This window comes from Brevibacillus soli, from assembly GCF_044759095.2.
GTDB lineage: Bacteria > Bacillota > Bacilli > Brevibacillales > Brevibacillaceae > JBIYSM02.
The window spans coordinates 43,794-59,601 of record NZ_JBIYSM020000015.1; the positions used below are offsets into that span (position 1 = coordinate 43,794).

Here is a 15,808-nt window from a genome sequence, read left to right on the forward strand (position 1 = left end):
AAAGTCCTTTTTTGAAAAAAGTCCCATATTCATTTGCTCTGCCTGTCACAGGCATTTGCACATGAGTATGGGACCGTCTTCTTTTATGGTTATGGTTGCAGTGCTGCAAAAGCAACGGCGATCTTCGCCGCTACCTCGGCGTTGTGTTTTACCAGTGCAATATTGGTCTGCAGACTTTTGCCTGCCGTCAGCTGTTTTACCTTGTCGAGAAGGAACGGTGTCACGTTCTTTCCGGCAATTCCTTGTTCTTTTGCCTCCTTGAGCGCCGTTACGATAGCCGCTTCAATCTCCCGATGATCAAGCGCATCCGCCTCTGGCACCGGATTGGCAATGACCAGTCCGCCGTTCAGGCCCAGCTTCCACTTGGTGTCCATCATCGTCGCCACCGCTTCCGGCGTATCCAGGCGATAGTCGACACCGTAGCCGCTCTCACGGGCGTAGAAAGAAGGGAACTCGTCCGCCTTGTATCCGATGACAGGCACACCCTGCGTCTCCAGATACTCAAGCGTTCTGCCAAGGTCCAGAATGGATTTTGCACCGGCACACACCACGGCAACATTGGTCCGGGCCAGTTCTGTCAAATCAGCGGAAACGTCCCAGGTTATCTCCCCTTCGCGGTGGACGCCCCCGATTCCCCCTGTGGCGAATACATGGATGCCCGCCATCTGTGCTCCGATCATGGTTCCCGCTACGGTTGTCGCCCCAATCCTGCCCGTTGCCAGGACGTACGGGAGGTCGCGTCGGCTTACTTTTTCCACGGATTTGTTCGTCGCAAACTCTTCCAGTTCGCTTTCGGTCAAGCCGATTTTGATTTTGCCGTCCATGATCCCGATCGTGGCTGGAACCGCGCCGTTTTCACGAATAATCTGCTCTACTTCTTTTGCCATTGCAACGTTTTGCGGGTACGGCATCCCGTGAGAAATAATCGTCGTTTCCAGGGCGACTACCGGCAAACGGTTTTCCAGGGCATGGCGCACTTCGTCCGTATAAGTCAGGTATTGTTTCATGATGTTCGCTCCTTTACAAAAGTAGTAAGCCGATCCGGATGAAGCAGCGGCGAGACGGAATGCTCCGTCTGCAGGGTAAGCGCAGCGGCGGCCAGCCCCAACCGGCACGCCTCCGAAAACGTCTTGCCGCTGACGATACCGAACAGCAAACCGGCAGCAAAGGCATCCCCCGCCCCGGTTACATCTACGACGCTTGTTTGATAGGAGGGCACGTGCTCTTCCGCTCCCTCCGACGAGCAGAAGACACCGTCCTCACCCAGCGTGACCACAACGTGTTTGACGCCCCGCTCCCGGATTTTTCGGCAGGCAGCCGCACAGTCTTCCAGTGAGTTTATGCTCATGCCGGCGAGCAGTTCCGCTTCTTCCCGATTGGGCAAAATGGCTTCCACGCCGTCAAGCCGCTCGGGCAGCTTCTTTGCCTTGGCCGAGGAAACCGGGTCGATGAAAAGCGGGATTCTTTCGTCTCTGCAGCGCTGAATGACGTAGTGAAGACACTCCGCGGGAATGTTGGTGTCCAAAAAAACGGCTTGCGAAGCAGCGATATGAGACCACTTTTCCGCAAACATCTCCGGGGCAAGCTGGTCGTAGATATCCATGTTGGCCAGAGAGACGACCATTTCTCCGTCGATGTCAAGCAATGCGGTATAGGTCCCCGTCCGCTGTGCGGGAAGCACCCACACCTGACTGATATCGACTCCGTGTTTTTTGGTCTCCTGCAAGATCCAGCTGCCCTCCTTGTCGTCACCGACGCAGCTGATCAGAGAGGTATTGCAGCCGAGGCGCCCCAGGTTTTCGGCGATGTTTCGCGCCACACCGCCGCAGGATTCCGTTATGGTCACGGGATTGGACGAATGCAAACGCACTTTTTGCTTGCCCCGCGCCTTCCGGTCCAGATTGGCGCCGCCAATGCACGTGAGCAGCCCCTCATCGGGCAAAATGTAGGCGCGTCCCTTAATTTCGCCCCGCTTGGTTAAACTAGCGATATAGCCCGCGACCGCTGATCGGGATATCCCCATCTTGTCGGCCAACTCCTGCTGGGTGATAAACGGGTTCTGCCGGATGTAGGAGAGAATTTGTGTTTCCTTATCCACTGAATCAGCCTCCTTTCCTCGAACTTATCTTTCCAAACAAAAGTTTATCATATGAACAAATGTTTAGAAAGAAGAATTTTGATTTTCTACCCGCTTACATTTTTTTTGATTCTTGCTTTCCCATTCCACCCCCGTTCCAACACAGGAGGGGAACGGATATACTTACACATAGAGAGGAAGGAAGGAGAATGCACATGAACGAGCAGATGTGGAGAGCGATTGTGGATTGCGACCCTGCGTACGACGGGCAGTTCTATTACGGTCTACAAACCACCGGGATCTTCTGCAAGCCGTCCTGCAGGTCCAAAACGCCCAACCCCGAAAACGTGAGAATCTTTTTGACAACAGGCGATGCCAAAAAAGCCGGGCTCCGTCCATGCAAACGGTGTCGGCCTGAGGAACCGTTCCGGCTTACCTCTGAAGAAGAACTGGCCCAAAAAGCGGCTGCCTTTCTCACACAACATTGCCATCAGCCGCTTTCGCTGCAACAGATCGCTGCCGAGCTGTTCGTCAGCCCGTATCATCTGCAGCGGTGCTTTCAGAAAGTAATGGGAGTATCCCCGGCAAAGTTCCTGCTGCGCAAACGATTGAAAGCCGCGCAACACCTGCTGGGAAACACGCAGGAAAGCATTACGACGATTGCTTTGCAAGTAGGTTTTCAAAGCAGTTCCCATTTTTCCGCTGTCTTTCACAAAGAAACGGGATGTTCACCTACCGCGTATCGCCAATGCCAGAGTCAAGGAACAAAAAAACCAACCGCTTCCCTGTAAAGGAAAACTGTCGGTCTCTTGCATTCCTCGCTCATAAGGCATTCCGTCTCCGCCTACAAATTAACGGCTTTCATGCCTGCTTCCGGATAACGGGCGCCTGCGGCAATTCCTTTTGGTGCTACTTCATGAATACGTGCCAGGTCGGAATCTGACAGTTCGACCTGTAACGCTCCCAGATTCTCTTCCAGATACGTTTTTCTCTTTGTTCCCGGAATGGGTACAATATCTTCTCCTTGAGCAAGCAGCCAAGCCAATGCCAATTGGGATGGTTGACAGCCTTTTTCTTTTGCGATTTCCTGAATCTTCTGAACAAGGTCAAGATTTTTTTGAAAGTTTTCACCTTGGAATCGAGGGGAGAACCGCCGATAATCATCTTCTGCCAGATCTTCAAACCGCCGAATCTGCCCTGTTAGGAAGCCCCTTCCAAGCGGACTGTACGGTACAAAACCAATCCCCAGCTCACGGCAGGTGGGAAGAATTTGATCCTCGACATCCCGACTCCAAAGAGAATACTCCGTCTGTAATGCGGTAATCGGATGAACGGCATGAGCTCGGCGTATGGTATCAGGCGCTGCTTCAGACATCCCGATATAGCGTACCTTCCCTTCACGGACCAGATCCGCCATGGCCCCGATTGTTTCTTCGATGGGAGTCTTGGGGTCTACCCGATGTTGGTAATATAGATCAATATGATCGACACCTAACCGGCGTAAGCTTGCTTCACATGCTGCTCTCACATACTCTGGACGTCCGTTCACTCCAAGAAATTCCCCGTTCTCTCCCCTGACATTCCCGAATTTGGTGGCCAGAACGACTTGGTCTCGCCTTCCCTTAATGGCTCGACCGATGAGTCTTTCATTTTCTCCAACCCCATACATGTCTGCCGTATCCAAAAAATTCACGCCTAATTCAATCGCACTTTGAATCGTTTGGATGGATTCCTCCTCATTCCTTCCACTATAAAAATCGGACATTCCCATACAGCCCAGCCCCAATGCAGAAACCTCTAAACCGCTGCCTAACGTTCTTTTTTTCATATTGATCGACCTCTTTTCTTCATTTCCATGAAAAACCTTCTATAATGCCCTGCCAAATTCCTCCAAAGAAAAAATCCTTGTTGTGTGAACGGTTTGCCTGCTACAAATTCAGCTGCCACGAAACACCCTATTTATCTTCAACCCAACCGAACTTTTCGCTAAATGGAGAAGGAGCCAGCGGCATTAAAACTTTGCCATCTTGAGATAACTTCTCGAAAACTCTATCAATTTCCTCTGCAGTATCACATGTTACAAACAGTGACATGGCAGGAGTAAAGGCATGATGATCCCCATTTGTATTATCGATGCACATGAACGGTTGTCCTTTTAATGTGAATGTAGCCAACGATCAAGTCTTTTCAGGGTAAACATGGAACCCCCTCCATTTCTTTGTTAAAATGAAAATATATTGCTTTCGGTTATAAGACTCGCCGATAATTGCATGTCGTTCATTCGCAACAATTGAGGGGGCGCCGGATTTTTCTATAGGCATATAGGAAAACGTTGTACGTACCGGGTGTGAAAGGGGTAAGCCGTATGAAGTTCTTTGAACTGAATTTAGAAAATAGTAAGCTGATGATGGTTCAATTTGCCCCGAAAACCGCTGACCCCAAACGCCATGGTCACGGAATGGATTACCAGTTGAGTATCCCGCTGATCGGTTCCCCGTATATCCAATTCAATCACCAGACCAGGAGATTTCACGATAAGGAATGGTGTATTACTGCTCCAGGAGAGCAGCATTATCACTATTCCAATGAAAACGGTTCAAGATTGCTGCTGATCAATTTCAATCAGACATTCCTTGAAAAGGTATTAATGGAGCGTCTTCAGGAGAAAATCATGCTGGACATCAACCCTTGGGTGGAAGGGTCCACGGAAGGTTTCAAAAAAATTGCCGATCGTGTTATGAAACAATCCATCGAGAGTTCCCTCGATTTCATTGAACTGCAAGAGCTTGAATATGAAATGGCCTCTCTGCTATTTGCACAGAGCAAGGGAGCACATTCTGAAGCCTGGCTTGGTCTTTCGCCTAAAAAAGTCCATCCTTCTCTGAAAAAAGCCCTTGATTACATTCATGACGATACCTCCACTGAACTTAACTTGGATACATTGGCCCAGGTTTCGGGAATGAGTAAATACTATCTGATCAGGCTTTTTCGGGAGTATATGGGACAGACACCAAGTCATTATGTCCAAGAGATTCGGCTAAAAAAAGCGGAGCAATTCCTGCGGAGCTCCTCCTATGACGTAACGGATATCGCCTTTGAAGTCGGTTTTGGCAGCTTAAACACGTTTGAGCGACTGTTTAAAAAGAAATTTGGAATAAATCCGGCTGAATACAGAAAAAAATGTAGAACCTCACGAATATTGGGTGACTTTTCATAAATTGACCTGAGTTTGTGGCAATAAGTGAAAAGTATTTTGCGATCGTTTCGTTATCCTTTTCTTTAACAATCAAATTTTTCGAAACACAAGCCATGAAAGAAAGGGAACAGGACATGTTGAAAACAAGTGTGATTCATCGCAAATGGCTTCCTCCATTTCACCCCGTGTCGTGGGGAGTCATTATGGGGACATTACTTTCGCGAACGGGCTTTTTCATGACGATTCCTTTTTTGGGAATATACCTTGGTGAGGTGAAAGGACTTGACCCGACCACAATCGGAGCCATCTTGGGTGTCAGCTTCTTAGTCGGGACCTTTAGCAGTTTTTTTGGAGGGGCATTGTCTGACCGGATTGGTCGGTATCCGGTAATGATCTTCTCCATATTTTTATGGAGTCTCGTGTTTCTGGCGTTTACACTAGCAGACTCTGCTTGGTCATTTCTGATCCTAAATGCTGTAAACGGATTCTGTCGCAATGTATTTGAGCCCACTGCCCGTGCCTTGCTGACAGATGTCACACGTGAAGAAGAACGTGTTTCCGTTTTTAACGCACGTTACTTCGCGATCAACATTGGGGGAGCTGCGGGGCCGCTACTAGGTTTACAGCTGGGGAGTTCTGTCTCAGAATTGCCGTTTCATATCTGTGCGTCTATATACGCTCTATATGGGGTGGCCATTATAGCACTGATGCTTCGTTACGGAAGAAATTCAAGAGCAGGTTCCAAAACAAGCGTTGACTTAAAAAGCTCCATGAAGGTTATCTTTTCTGATAAAGTTTTTCGATATTTTCTTATCGGCAACCTGTTTGTTATGGCAGGTTTTTCTCACCTTGAGACCACACTCTCTCAGTATCTGGGAGGGAACCGAATCGGCACGTATTCGTACTTGTTTTTCATAAACGCAGCTTCCGTTCTGCTCCTTCAGTATCCGATTATTGCATTGGCTAAGCGGGTAACCGCCCTAACTGCTCTCAAGATTGGAAGCATTTTGTTCGGTCTTGGCTTATTTGGCTTTGGATACTTTACTGAGCTGCCAGGTCTCATCGTTTCTATGGTTATCTTCACGATCGGTGAAATCCTTTGCATGGTGATCGGAGACGTGGTGATTGGTGAAATAGCCCCAGAACAATTACGCGGCACCTATTATGGAGCCAGTGGGTTTTCATTTCTTGGTCAAAGCTTTGGAGCATGGATAGGCGGGTACCTGTTAAGCTCTTTTGGCCTGGGACAAGGACCACTCATTTTTGGAATCCTGATGTGCCTCACCTTTTTCGCCTACCCATTTTTTCAATTAGGTCAAAGCAGCCACAATCGGCAAAATACCACTCTTGCTGGGTAAAATGATGCCACTTCACAGAGACAGATTAAGACTGCAGTGAACGGTTACCTGAGAGTGAACCATACTTGTTTACGACGGCTCGGGCAACCTACTGGGAAAACGTAAAGAACCCCCTTCCAATTGAATGGAAAGGGGGTTCAGGAAAATTACTTGAGCTTCATCGTAGGAATCAATTCGTTAAAATACTTGAATTGTTCATCTGCAAACGCGGCAAAATCTTCAGGACCTTTGTAAGCAGCGATCATACTCCGTTCGTCCGCAAACTTTTTAAATGAATCCGAATTCACGGCATGTTTCAAAGCGTCGGCCAGTACGGTTTTCACTTCATTCGGAGTACCTTTTGGCACGACGAAGCCGCCCCAGCCTGCAAACTGAACATCAATCCCTTTTTCCTTCAGCGTTGGGACATCCGGGAAGTTTTTATCCCGTTCAGCAGTCATAACGGCGAGAACCTTCAGTTTCTTGGCCTCTACCCCGCTTTTCACTTCCCCGATGCCGACCATAACTGCATCGACATGGCCTCCCATCAATGCGGTTACTGCCGGAGCAGCGCCTTCAAAAGGAATATCGGTGAAGGTAACGCCCACTTTATTGGCAAATGCGCTGGCGGCCACGTGCCAGATGGATCCTGATCCGGAGTTGCCCACTTTGACTTTCCCCGGATTTTTCTTGGCGAATTCAATAAACTCTTCAATTGTGTTATATGGAGCGTTTGCTGCAACCGTAACGGCTGCAGGAACCATCGTTGCTTGCCCAATGAGATCAAACTTGCTTGGCTCCAAATCGGAGAGTCCCAATGCTTTATGCATGGCGAATTCCGCAGGAACATATCCCATTGTGTATCCGTCATTCGGGCTGGCCTGAACAAAGGACATCCCTACGCCGCCTGTTCCGCCTGGTTTATTCACGACCACAACAGGCTTCTTCAATTTCTCCTCCATGCCCTTGGCAATGATGCGGGAAGTCGCATCTGATGCGCCGCCTGCAGCGAATGGAACGACTAACGTAATTTCTTTTTCCGGGAACGCTGCTTTCGGGGCTTGTCCACCCTGTGTTCCCTGTGTGCCTTGTGAGCCGCAACCAACCAGCAGTCCCATTAACAAGCTTACAACTACAGCAACTTTTTTCATTGTGATTGTACCTCCATGATGAATTTTTTATGGTTTTAAAATTGTTACATCTCGATATCCGCGGCAAAACCCGTTTTCTTTTTCTTGATTTCAGCGATGACGCTAAAAACCAGTACAATAAGAGCCATTCCTAACAAGGAACCGGATAGCGGCCGCTGAAACAACTCCAGCAGGTTGCCCTGAAACATTTTATACGACTGCAGCAAGGAGCTTTCCATCATCCTGCTTAATACAAACGTCAGGACGATGGGCGCCATGGGAATGTCGATTTTTTTCATGACGTAGCCGATGATCCCGAAAACAAACATGACGCCGACATCCCAGAGGCTGTTATTGACGGTATACGCCCCTAATACAGAAATGATCAGGATAATCGGATACAGGAGCTTGGCAGGAACCATTGTAATTTTGGCCCACATACCCGCCAACGGCAAATTCATAATCAGCAAAAAGAGATTGCCGATAAACATACTTGCAATAATCGCCCAGACGAAATCAGGGTTATTTTGGAACAGCACCGGCCCCGGAGTCAGTCCATGCATGATGAACGCCCCCAAAAGTATCGCAATCGTCGGGGAACTCGGAATTCCGAGCGTGAACAATGGAATAAGCGCTGCTCCGCAATACGCGTTGTTGGCTGTCTCAGGTCCGGCGACGCCTTCGATCGCGCCTTTCCCGAAGCGCGAAGGATCCTTGGCAATCTTCTTTTCCAATGAGTAGGAAAGAAGAGCTGGAATGACAGAGTTCGTGCCGGGTATCAAACCTGTTAGAAATCCAAGCACGGTTCCTCGGCCTATGGCGTTCATCGTCGGTTTCCATTCCTCGCGTCTTGGCAAAAGACCTTTCACTTTGGCCGGTTTCTCCGATTTTGACAGGTTCTCCATGCCGATCAGGATTTCCGAGAGTCCGAACAACCCCATCGCAATGGTGACCAAATCAAATCCGTTCATTAAATACGGTTCGCCGAAAGTGAATCGAACCGCTCCGGAAACAGGGTCCATCCCGACCAGAGATAACGTTAACCCGATGAAAGCGGCAATCATGCCCCGTACGAGCGACTTGCCCATTAAACCGATGACCATGACGAGCCCGAATACCATCAGGGCGAAAAATTCCGGCGGACCGAACCGCAATGCAAATTCCGCCAGGACAGGACCGATTAATGCCAGACCGATGATGGATAGGGTCCCCCCGATGAAGGATCCGATCCCCGCCACACCCAGGGCTACGCCTGCCCTTCCCTGCTTGGCCAAAGGATGGCCGTCCAGGCAAGTAATAACGGATGCTGCCTCGCCGGGCGTGTTGATTAAAACGGAAGTGACGGTTCCTCCATACATGCCTCCGTAATAAATCCCGGCCAGCATAATAATAGCGGAAACCGGTTCCATTCCAAAAGTTACCGGAATCAGCAGGGCAGTAGCCGTTGTAGGACCAAGACCGGGCAATACGCCTACAAACATCCCTACCGTAACGCCAATCAAACAATACAGCAAATTCCACCATGTAAGCGCTGTCTCGAAGCCTGAAACTAGTTGTGCAAGAGATTCCATTTCCTACCTCCTATTACCATCCAAACCCGTTCACTGGAAGCGGAATATCAAAAAATACTTTGAACACCACAAACAAGACGATGGATGTTGCTGCAGAGATGGCCAGCCCCGAATACCATGTATATTCCCGGACAAGCAGGATAAAGAGCAGTACGGTGCTTGCGATCGTAAAGCCGGTAACATTCACAATGAGCATGAACACAATCACCGACACCAGAACAGACAAAATATTTCCGAATTCTCGCCCCTTGGGGAAAATGTCTTCAACTTGGAAAACCTCTTTTGTAACCGACTGCCAAATATATATGACAGAAATCATCATGAGAATGGCACTCAGCCATCTGGGAAACATGCCGGGACCGGGGCCAAAAGCCGTGTAATATTTCAAAGAGAAGGACTGCCAAAAAATGACCGAAGCGTAAATAAGCAGCGCAATTCCAGCCCATAAACCGGCATTTCTTGCCAAATCGCGTCCTTTACCGTTATCCACGTAATTCACCCGCTTCTTGTTGTTCTCAAGCTCATACAGGATGGATGTCGCGTCGGGAGACTAGCGTGCTGCGGCAACCGCCTGAACAAACTCTTTTGCAGCATCCGTAACCTTTCGATAATCGCCATCCTTTTGCGCCGCTTTACTAATATAGCTGCCTACCCCAACGGCTACACACCCGGCTTGCAGCCATTCATGAACATTCTGGGGGGTAACTCCGCCTGTAGGTGCAATCGGGGCTTGTGATATGGGAGCGTTGATGGCTTTTACATACTGCGGTCCCACCACTTCAGCCGGGAACAACTTCACAATGTCTGCACCCGCTTCCAAACTTTCGATAATCTCTTTTGGAGTGAAAGCACCGCTTATGGTAATGGCTTGGTAGCGGTTCGCCATCTTAATCATGTCCGGATTTAGCTGCGGACTTACCAAAAGTTCGGCACCGGCCAAAATAGCCGCTCTGGCGGTTTCACCATCCAAAATCGTACCTGCGCCAATTAAAACATCGCGATATTTTTGAGCTAATGTATGGATCACCTGTAGAGCATTCGGGACGCTCATCGTGATCTCCAGTACGTTAATTCCGCCCTCTATCGCAGCTTCCGCAACCGCCAGGGCTTCCTGCTCGCTGTCGGAACGAATAATGAGAACGATTCCGCTTTCATAAATTTTGTTAAGATTCTCCAGTTTTCTCCACATAGTAAGTCCTCCACGCTGTTTTCTCTCTGGTAAAGACTTGCCGTTCACCACCATTGACATTACTTATGATCCATATATAACCGGTCGCCACTGTATCCGAGTTGACGAGAAAGCTTCAACGCCGCTTCTTTGACTAATTTGACGATTAGCTCTTCGCGCTCGGGTGTCATACTGGAATACATGCTGGCAACACTAATCGAGGCAACCGGATGATTCGACTGGTCAAATATTGCGGAACCGATACAATACATCTCCACATTATCTTCGCGATTATCAATCGAGTAACCCCGTTCGCGTATTTCCTTCATATCCTGCAAGATATCTGGCAAAGTTACTTTGGAATAAGGTGTTTTCCCTACAATTTCACCGTCACCTAAGATGTGCAGGATCTTGTCCGTTGGAAACGCTGCCAACAATGCTTTCCCAAGACCGGTGGTATGCATAAATCTTCGAGAGCCCAGTTTGGCTGTCGGGCGCATGACAGAGTAATTCTCCGCTTTATCCAAGTAAACAATTTTGCCTTTGTCTTCGATCCCCAGAAAAGCTGTACTGCCGGTCTGTCTATTTAGATCTTCCAGATAAGGCCTTGCCAGCTGCGGAATTCCCAAGTTGGAAAGATACGCACTGCCTACTTCAAAGACACCCAATCCGATCCGATACGTTTTTAATCGAGCGTCATCCATCTCGATAAAACCTTTATGGAGCAAGGTCTGCACCAATTCAAAACCACTGCTTTTCGGGAGGCCTAACCCGGTACAGATCTCATTCAGTGTTAAGGAAGAACTGCTCTTGGCAAGTAAAAACAAAAGATCTACGACCCTCTCGGCCGATTTATTCATACGAAATTTTTCCATAAAATCTCCTTTTCAAATTCACCCTCAACTGAAGTTCACATATGCGAACTAATTTCGCTATTTAGAATTTCAAAATCATTATAAAAATAAATGCCGCTCAAATTCAATATCCCTCAGATAAAATTTTTAAAATATTTCTTCTGGCAAATCATGCACATTTTGTATAAACGCTATTTGTAAAAACAGGATTGAAATACTTTTGGAATCGTTATACGCTAGATAAAGAAAATTCGTAAATATGAATACAGTTCACATATGCGAACAAAAAAAGAAACGGCACTTATTGGCACCGCTTCATTCTAGGGGGAACGCAACATGAAGCCTGTCGTCATTTTTTTGATTGGTCCCGCTGGATCGGGAAAATCTACGATCGGGAAACTGATCGCTTCCAAGTATCATTTTTGTTACCTCGACAAAGATATGGTTTGCAACAAATTTACCGGTCTCTTACTGGAATCAAACGGGTATTCCCCTCATGAGCGGGATGGTTGCACGTTTTACAGCGATGTCATTATGGATCTTGAATACCAAACCTTGCTGGATATCGCCAATGACAACCTCAAGCTCGGCACGTCCGTCATATTGGATGCGCCTTTCCTTGGCTACTTTTCAAACCGGAACTATATTCAAGAGCTACAGGAAAAATATGGCTGGCAAAACGTCAAACCGTTCGTTCTGCAAGTCACGGTTGATTTTTCCGTATTGAAAGAAAGATTGTCCGCCCGCGCGCTTGATCGAGACGCCTGGAAATTCCGCAATTGGGATACGTTTGTGCAAAGTATTCAAGAAAAGCAGTGTTTATGGGAAGGTATTGATATCGTACAGTTTGACAATAGCGCTGATACGGTAGATGTGGAAAAGCTATTTCAAACGTTGCCGTTTTAAACTTTTGCGGAAGGGGAGTGGTCAATCAACCCTCCCCCCTTGTTCTGCAAGGGATTTCGGCTTCCAATCAGCAAGAAAGCCGAGCAGAAATCAGGACAAATGCCTGCATCTGCATCGGCTTTTATACAGTGATTGGTGTTTTGACGCGTTACAGCCTCCGTAACTGGGGGGATTGCCTGGTTTAACGGAGCAAAAAGCCTTCTGACAGCGCGTCACTTGGATCCACGACAAACTGGTGCAGCCCGGTGATGAATGCTTTTCCCTCGATCACAGGAATGATTGCCGTGTAATCGCCAACCCTGGTCGTCTCCGCCACCGTACCGATGAACTGGCTGCCAACGATACCTTCATGGACAAACGGCTCTCCCACCTGATATTGACCGCGCGCAAACAACGTGGCCAGCCTCGCTGCCGTACCGGTCCCGCAGGGTGATCGGTCCACCTGCTTGTCGGCAAAAATTGTCACGTTGCGCAGGTGGGAATTTTCCTTTTTCGGCTCGTCGGAAATGATGACGCCGTAAATGCCGGCAAGCTCCGGTTCCAGCGGATGGAGCACCTGCAGCTTCGCTTCGACCTGTTCCTTGATCAACCCTCCCCATCGCTGGAGATCGGGCAGCTGATCGATCTCCACCCGAACGCCGAGATCCCGGGCCTGCACGACGGTATAAAAAGCCCCGCCAAACGCGATGTCCACCAAAAACGTGCGGCCTCCGATCTCGATTTGCACATCCCGGGCGTAGACGAAAGACGGCACATTTTCAAAGGAAACAGACTTCACTTCGGTTCCCTCCACATGGGCACGCGCGATAATCTTGCCTGCCGGACTGTCAATGACGATCTTTTGCTGCTGCCCGTTCACCTGCAGCATCCCGGTCTCGATCGCAGCCGTGACGACGGCGATGATGCCGTGACCGCACATGGTGCTGAACCCTTCGTTGTGCATAAACAGCACACCGAACGATGCATCCTCGCTTACCGGCGGCGTGATGACGCAGCCGTACATGCCATGGTGCCCCCGCGGTTCGTACATGAGCACGCGGCGGATATGATCCAGATGCTCACGGAAGTAGCGTCTGCGCTCAAGGATCGTCGTTCCCTTCAGGGGCGGGATTCCCCCGGTGATGATCCGCAGCGGCTCCCCGCCGGCATGGGCATCGATCGTGGTGTAAAGCTGCTTGATTTTCATGACTTCCTCCCTTTCTGCCGACGCCTCTCTTACCAGGCGTATTTGATCGCGCAGGTTTTCACAGCACTGTAGAAATCAAGAGCAGCCTGTCCCTGCTCCCGGGTATGGGAGCTGGACAGCTTCATCCCGCCGAATGGCGCCTGGTATTCCACCCCTGCCGTCTCTTGATTGACGCGGACCATACCGGCCTCTGCCACATCAAGGAACCGATGGGCGCTGGCCAGATCGCGCGTAAACAGGGATGCGCTCAACCCGTACACGGTCCGGTTGCACAGCTCCACCGCCTCGTCAAATCCATCCGCCTGAAGCAATACGGCCAAAGGTCCAAACACTTCCTCTTGAACCAGCGGATGTCCGGCTTCCACTCCTTCCACTACCGTCGGGCGGATGTAATAGCCTTCGTCGGCAGCGTCCGCCTCAGGGCTTTGGGCCACCACTCGCGCGTGATTGCTGGCGATCGCCATATACTTGCCCACCTTTTCATACTGTTCGGCGGATGCCACCGGACCCAAATAGACCTCCGGATCGAGAGCTGCACCCACCCGACAAGCGGCGATGGCTGCCTGCAGCCGCTCCACGAACGGCTGGTAAATGGCTCTCTCTACGATGATCCGGCTGGTCGCCGTGCATTTTTGTCCGGCCGAGCGGAAAGCCCCGCTCAAAATGGCGGGAACCGTTTTGTCCAGATCGGCGTCGCTCAGGATGACGGCCGCATTTTTTCCGCCCATTTCCGTCTGGTATTTGATGTTTCGGCTTGCACAGGCGATGGCGATCTGTCTGCCGGTAGCGGATGAACCGGTAAAGCTGACGGCGTCCACCACAGCTTCTTCAATAAGTGCGGTGCCGATCTCACGACCTTTGCCGATCACCAGATTGAGAACACCGGCCGGCAGCCTCGTCTCCGCAAAAATCTCCGCGAGCCGCGTGGCCGTCAGCGAGGCGTTTTCCGCCGGCTTCCAAATGACGGTGTTTCCGCAGATCAGGGCAGGCGCGATTTTCCAGATGGGAATTGCCACCGGGAAGTTCCACGGCGTGATGACTGCCACGACTCCCAGCGGGACACGTCTGCTGTACTGGAGCACGTTCGTGTCGGCAGAGGGGATCAGATTACCGTTGGCGCGTACACCTTCGCCCGCATAGTAGCGCAAAAGGCTGACACCGCGCGCCACTTCCCCCCGCATCTCGCCGATTTGTTTTCCCATTTCGCGGCTGGCCAGCCTGGCCAGTTCTTCCGCTTGCGCTTCCAGTGCCGCAGCCATCTGGTACAGGATCTCGCCTCTGGCTGCTCCGGTCAGCTGCGACCATTGCTTTTGGGCCGCGCGGGCTGCCTGTTCCGCCTGGAAGATGTGGGACGGCTGGGAAAACCGCAGCACGCCCACCTCCTCCGCCGTACGTGACGGATTCGTTACGACCGATTCGCCTCCTGCCGGAGTAATCCACTCGCCGCCGATCCAGTTTTTGCTCTGCATCCTGCCTGGCCTCCTTATCGTCCGCTGACTGCGCCCACCGCGAAGTCAAACGCCTTTTTGATGCCCTCATAGTACTCCTGCGGTAGCGGCAGGCGCGGCGGACGGGTCGGCCCTACCGGGAATCCGGCCAGATCCATCATGTACTTGATCGACTGGACCAACTGCGGACTGGCGTCGTAATGGAAGAGCGGCAGCAGGCGACGGTACATGGCCTGCGCTTCCTGGAGTTTTCCTGCGCGTGCCAGCTTGAACAGCTCCACGCCTTCTTTCGGCAGCGCATTTGGCACGCCGGCGATCCAGCCTGTGGCTCCGATCAGTCCGCCCTCCATCACCAGGTCGTCCACACCGACCATTACTTCCAGATCGGTTTGGGCCAGGATATCCTGCATCCGGCGGACGTCACCGGAAAATTCTTTGACAGCGACCACGTTTTCCAGCTTCGACAGCTGCGCCAGCACATCGGGTGTCAGATCGATCTTGTAATCGTGCGGGTTGTTGTAGGCAATGATCGGCAGACCTACCGTGTTGAGCGCTTCGTAGTGAGCAAACACCTCATGCAGAAGGGGATTGTAGTTGATCGGCGGCAGGGCCATCACGCCCGCTGCCCCCGCGTCCTTGGAAAACTGGACCCATTCCACGGCCTGGCGGGTCGAAGGTGCGGCAGATCCGACCACGACAGGCACCCGTCCTTTTGCGGCGGCAATCACGGTCCTGATCACGTTGGCCCGCTCCTCAACGGTCATCGTGGCGTACTCGCCGAGCGAACCGGATGGGACCAGGCCGTCCACTCCCTCCTGGATCAACCAGTCGCACAGCTCGGTCAGCCGGTTGTAATCCACCTCATAATCCTTGGTAAACGGGGTGACAATCGCCACGTACACTCCTTCAAATCGTGCCATTCCTCTCAATCTCCT

Annotated in this window: 15 protein-coding genes and 1 pseudogene; 4 read left to right on the plus strand and 12 right to left on the minus strand. The window is 50.6% G+C overall.

Annotation, left to right across the window (positions count from 1 at the left end; translation table 11 throughout):
• Positions 1-89 precede the first annotated feature (89 nt).
• Positions 90-1,007, minus strand: a complete 918-nt coding sequence (locus ACE99V_RS08330) for a pseudouridine-5'-phosphate glycosidase (RefSeq protein ID WP_400490609.1) — start codon at positions 1,005-1,007, stop codon at positions 90-92.
• Complete coding sequence (locus ACE99V_RS08335) at positions 1,004-2,098, minus strand: carbohydrate kinase (RefSeq protein WP_400490610.1); 1,095 nt, start codon at positions 2,096-2,098, stop codon at positions 1,004-1,006. The genes ACE99V_RS08330 and ACE99V_RS08335 overlap by 4 nt, the downstream gene beginning before the upstream one ends.
• A 194-nt stretch (positions 2,099-2,292) precedes the next feature.
• Here ACE99V_RS08335 and ACE99V_RS08340 point away from each other — a divergent pair, with 194 nt between their 5' ends.
• A complete protein-coding gene (locus tag ACE99V_RS08340; protein WP_400490611.1) occupies positions 2,293-2,868 on the plus strand; it encodes a bifunctional transcriptional activator/DNA repair enzyme AdaA in 576 nt (191 codons plus the stop codon).
• A gap of 53 nt (positions 2,869-2,921) precedes the next feature.
• Here the strand turns inward: ACE99V_RS08340 and ACE99V_RS08345 are convergent, their stop codons facing one another.
• Together ACE99V_RS08345 and ACE99V_RS08350 are read right to left on the minus strand one after the other, a co-directional pair.
• The gene (locus ACE99V_RS08345; protein WP_400490612.1) at positions 2,922-3,905 is read right to left on the minus strand and encodes an aldo/keto reductase; all 984 of its coding nucleotides are present in this window, start codon (positions 3,903-3,905) and stop codon (positions 2,922-2,924) included.
• Positions 3,906-4,032: 127 nt separating this feature from the next.
• A pseudogene (locus ACE99V_RS08350) lies at positions 4,033-4,248 on the minus strand (VOC family protein); the annotation flags it as partial.
• Positions 4,249-4,442: 194 nt separating this feature from the next.
• On the opposite strand from ACE99V_RS08350, the gene ACE99V_RS08355 reads away from it, so the two are divergent.
• Together ACE99V_RS08355 and ACE99V_RS08360 are read left to right on the plus strand one after the other, a co-directional pair.
• On the plus strand, positions 4,443-5,294 hold the full coding sequence (locus ACE99V_RS08355; protein ID WP_400490613.1) for an AraC family transcriptional regulator: 852 nt from the start codon (positions 4,443-4,445) through the stop codon (positions 5,292-5,294).
• A gap of 113 nt (positions 5,295-5,407) precedes the next feature.
• Positions 5,408-6,631 (plus strand): MDR family MFS transporter, encoded by a 1,224-nt coding sequence (locus ACE99V_RS08360; RefSeq protein WP_400490614.1) that lies wholly within the window; start codon positions 5,408-5,410, stop codon positions 6,629-6,631.
• A 146-nt stretch (positions 6,632-6,777) separates the two neighbouring features.
• Here ACE99V_RS08360 and ACE99V_RS08365 read toward each other — a convergent pair whose 3' ends face one another.
• Genes ACE99V_RS08365 through ACE99V_RS08385 form a run of 5 tightly spaced genes read right to left on the minus strand, consistent with a single transcriptional unit; the run spans position 6,778 to position 11,354 of the window.
• Positions 6,778-7,761 carry a tripartite tricarboxylate transporter substrate binding protein gene (locus tag ACE99V_RS08365; RefSeq protein WP_400490615.1) on the minus strand — a complete coding sequence of 328 codons (984 nt, stop codon included), beginning with the start codon at positions 7,759-7,761 and terminating at the stop codon, positions 6,778-6,780.
• A 44-nt stretch (positions 7,762-7,805) separates the two neighbouring features.
• On the minus strand, positions 7,806-9,311 hold the full coding sequence (locus tag ACE99V_RS08370; protein ID WP_400490616.1) for a tripartite tricarboxylate transporter permease: 1,506 nt from the start codon (positions 9,309-9,311) through the stop codon (positions 7,806-7,808).
• A gap of 13 nt (positions 9,312-9,324) precedes the next feature.
• On the minus strand, positions 9,325-9,801 hold the full coding sequence (locus ACE99V_RS08375) for a tripartite tricarboxylate transporter TctB family protein (protein ID WP_400490617.1): 477 nt from the start codon (positions 9,799-9,801) through the stop codon (positions 9,325-9,327).
• Between the two features lie 60 nt (positions 9,802-9,861).
• Positions 9,862-10,500: a bifunctional 2-keto-4-hydroxyglutarate aldolase/2-keto-3-deoxy-6-phosphogluconate aldolase gene (locus ACE99V_RS08380; protein WP_400490618.1), complete on the minus strand. Its 639-nt coding sequence runs from the start codon at positions 10,498-10,500 to the stop codon at positions 9,862-9,864.
• Between the two features lie 59 nt (positions 10,501-10,559).
• Positions 10,560-11,354 (minus strand): IclR family transcriptional regulator, encoded by a 795-nt coding sequence (locus ACE99V_RS08385; protein ID WP_400490619.1) that lies wholly within the window; start codon positions 11,352-11,354, stop codon positions 10,560-10,562.
• Between the two features lie 315 nt (positions 11,355-11,669).
• Between ACE99V_RS08385 and ACE99V_RS08390 the strand changes: the two genes are divergently transcribed.
• A complete protein-coding gene (locus tag ACE99V_RS08390) occupies positions 11,670-12,239 on the plus strand; it encodes a P-loop nucleotide/nucleoside kinase family protein (RefSeq protein WP_400490620.1) in 570 nt (189 codons plus the stop codon).
• A gap of 181 nt (positions 12,240-12,420) precedes the next feature.
• Here the strand turns inward: ACE99V_RS08390 and ACE99V_RS08395 are convergent, their stop codons facing one another.
• Genes ACE99V_RS08395 through ACE99V_RS08405 form a run of 3 tightly spaced genes read right to left on the minus strand, consistent with a single transcriptional unit; the run spans position 12,421 to position 15,793 of the window.
• Positions 12,421-13,425, minus strand: coding sequence for a proline racemase family protein (locus ACE99V_RS08395; protein WP_400490621.1), 1,005 nt, complete (start codon positions 13,423-13,425; stop codon positions 12,421-12,423).
• A gap of 29 nt (positions 13,426-13,454) precedes the next feature.
• The gene (locus ACE99V_RS08400; protein WP_400490622.1) at positions 13,455-14,894 is read right to left on the minus strand and encodes an aldehyde dehydrogenase family protein; all 1,440 of its coding nucleotides are present in this window, start codon (positions 14,892-14,894) and stop codon (positions 13,455-13,457) included.
• 14 nt (positions 14,895-14,908) lie between these two features.
• Entirely contained in the window at positions 14,909-15,793 is an 885-nt protein-coding gene (locus tag ACE99V_RS08405; RefSeq protein WP_400490623.1) for a dihydrodipicolinate synthase family protein, read from the minus strand.
• Between the last annotated feature and the right edge of the window lie 15 nt (positions 15,794-15,808).

Coding starts and splice junctions, on each gene's coding strand:
- ACE99V_RS08330 (WP_400490609.1), bottom strand. CDS start 1,007: ATGAAACAATACCTGACTTATACGGACGAAGTGCGCCATGCCCTGGAA.
- ACE99V_RS08340 (WP_400490611.1), top strand. CDS start 2,293: ATGAACGAGCAGATGTGGAGAGCGATTGTGGATTGCGACCCTGCGTAC.
- ACE99V_RS08345 (WP_400490612.1), bottom strand. CDS start 3,905: ATGAAAAAAAGAACGTTAGGCAGCGGTTTAGAGGTTTCTGCATTGGGG.
- ACE99V_RS08355 (WP_400490613.1), top strand. CDS start 4,443: ATGAAGTTCTTTGAACTGAATTTAGAAAATAGTAAGCTGATGATGGTT.
- ACE99V_RS08360 (WP_400490614.1), top strand. CDS start 5,408: ATGTTGAAAACAAGTGTGATTCATCGCAAATGGCTTCCTCCATTTCAC.
- ACE99V_RS08365 (WP_400490615.1), bottom strand. CDS start 7,761: ATGAAAAAAGTTGCTGTAGTTGTAAGCTTGTTAATGGGACTGCTGGTT.
- ACE99V_RS08370 (WP_400490616.1), bottom strand. CDS start 9,311: ATGGAATCTCTTGCACAACTAGTTTCAGGCTTCGAGACAGCGCTTACA.
- ACE99V_RS08380 (WP_400490618.1), bottom strand. CDS start 10,500: ATGTGGAGAAAACTGGAGAATCTTAACAAAATTTATGAAAGCGGAATC.
- ACE99V_RS08385 (WP_400490619.1), bottom strand. CDS start 11,354: ATGGAAAAATTTCGTATGAATAAATCGGCCGAGAGGGTCGTAGATCTT.
- ACE99V_RS08390 (WP_400490620.1), top strand. CDS start 11,670: ATGAAGCCTGTCGTCATTTTTTTGATTGGTCCCGCTGGATCGGGAAAA.
- ACE99V_RS08395 (WP_400490621.1), bottom strand. CDS start 13,425: ATGAAAATCAAGCAGCTTTACACCACGATCGATGCCCATGCCGGCGGG.
- ACE99V_RS08400 (WP_400490622.1), bottom strand. CDS start 14,894: ATGCAGAGCAAAAACTGGATCGGCGGCGAGTGGATTACTCCGGCAGGA.
- ACE99V_RS08405 (WP_400490623.1), bottom strand. CDS start 15,793: ATGGCACGATTTGAAGGAGTGTACGTGGCGATTGTCACCCCGTTTACC.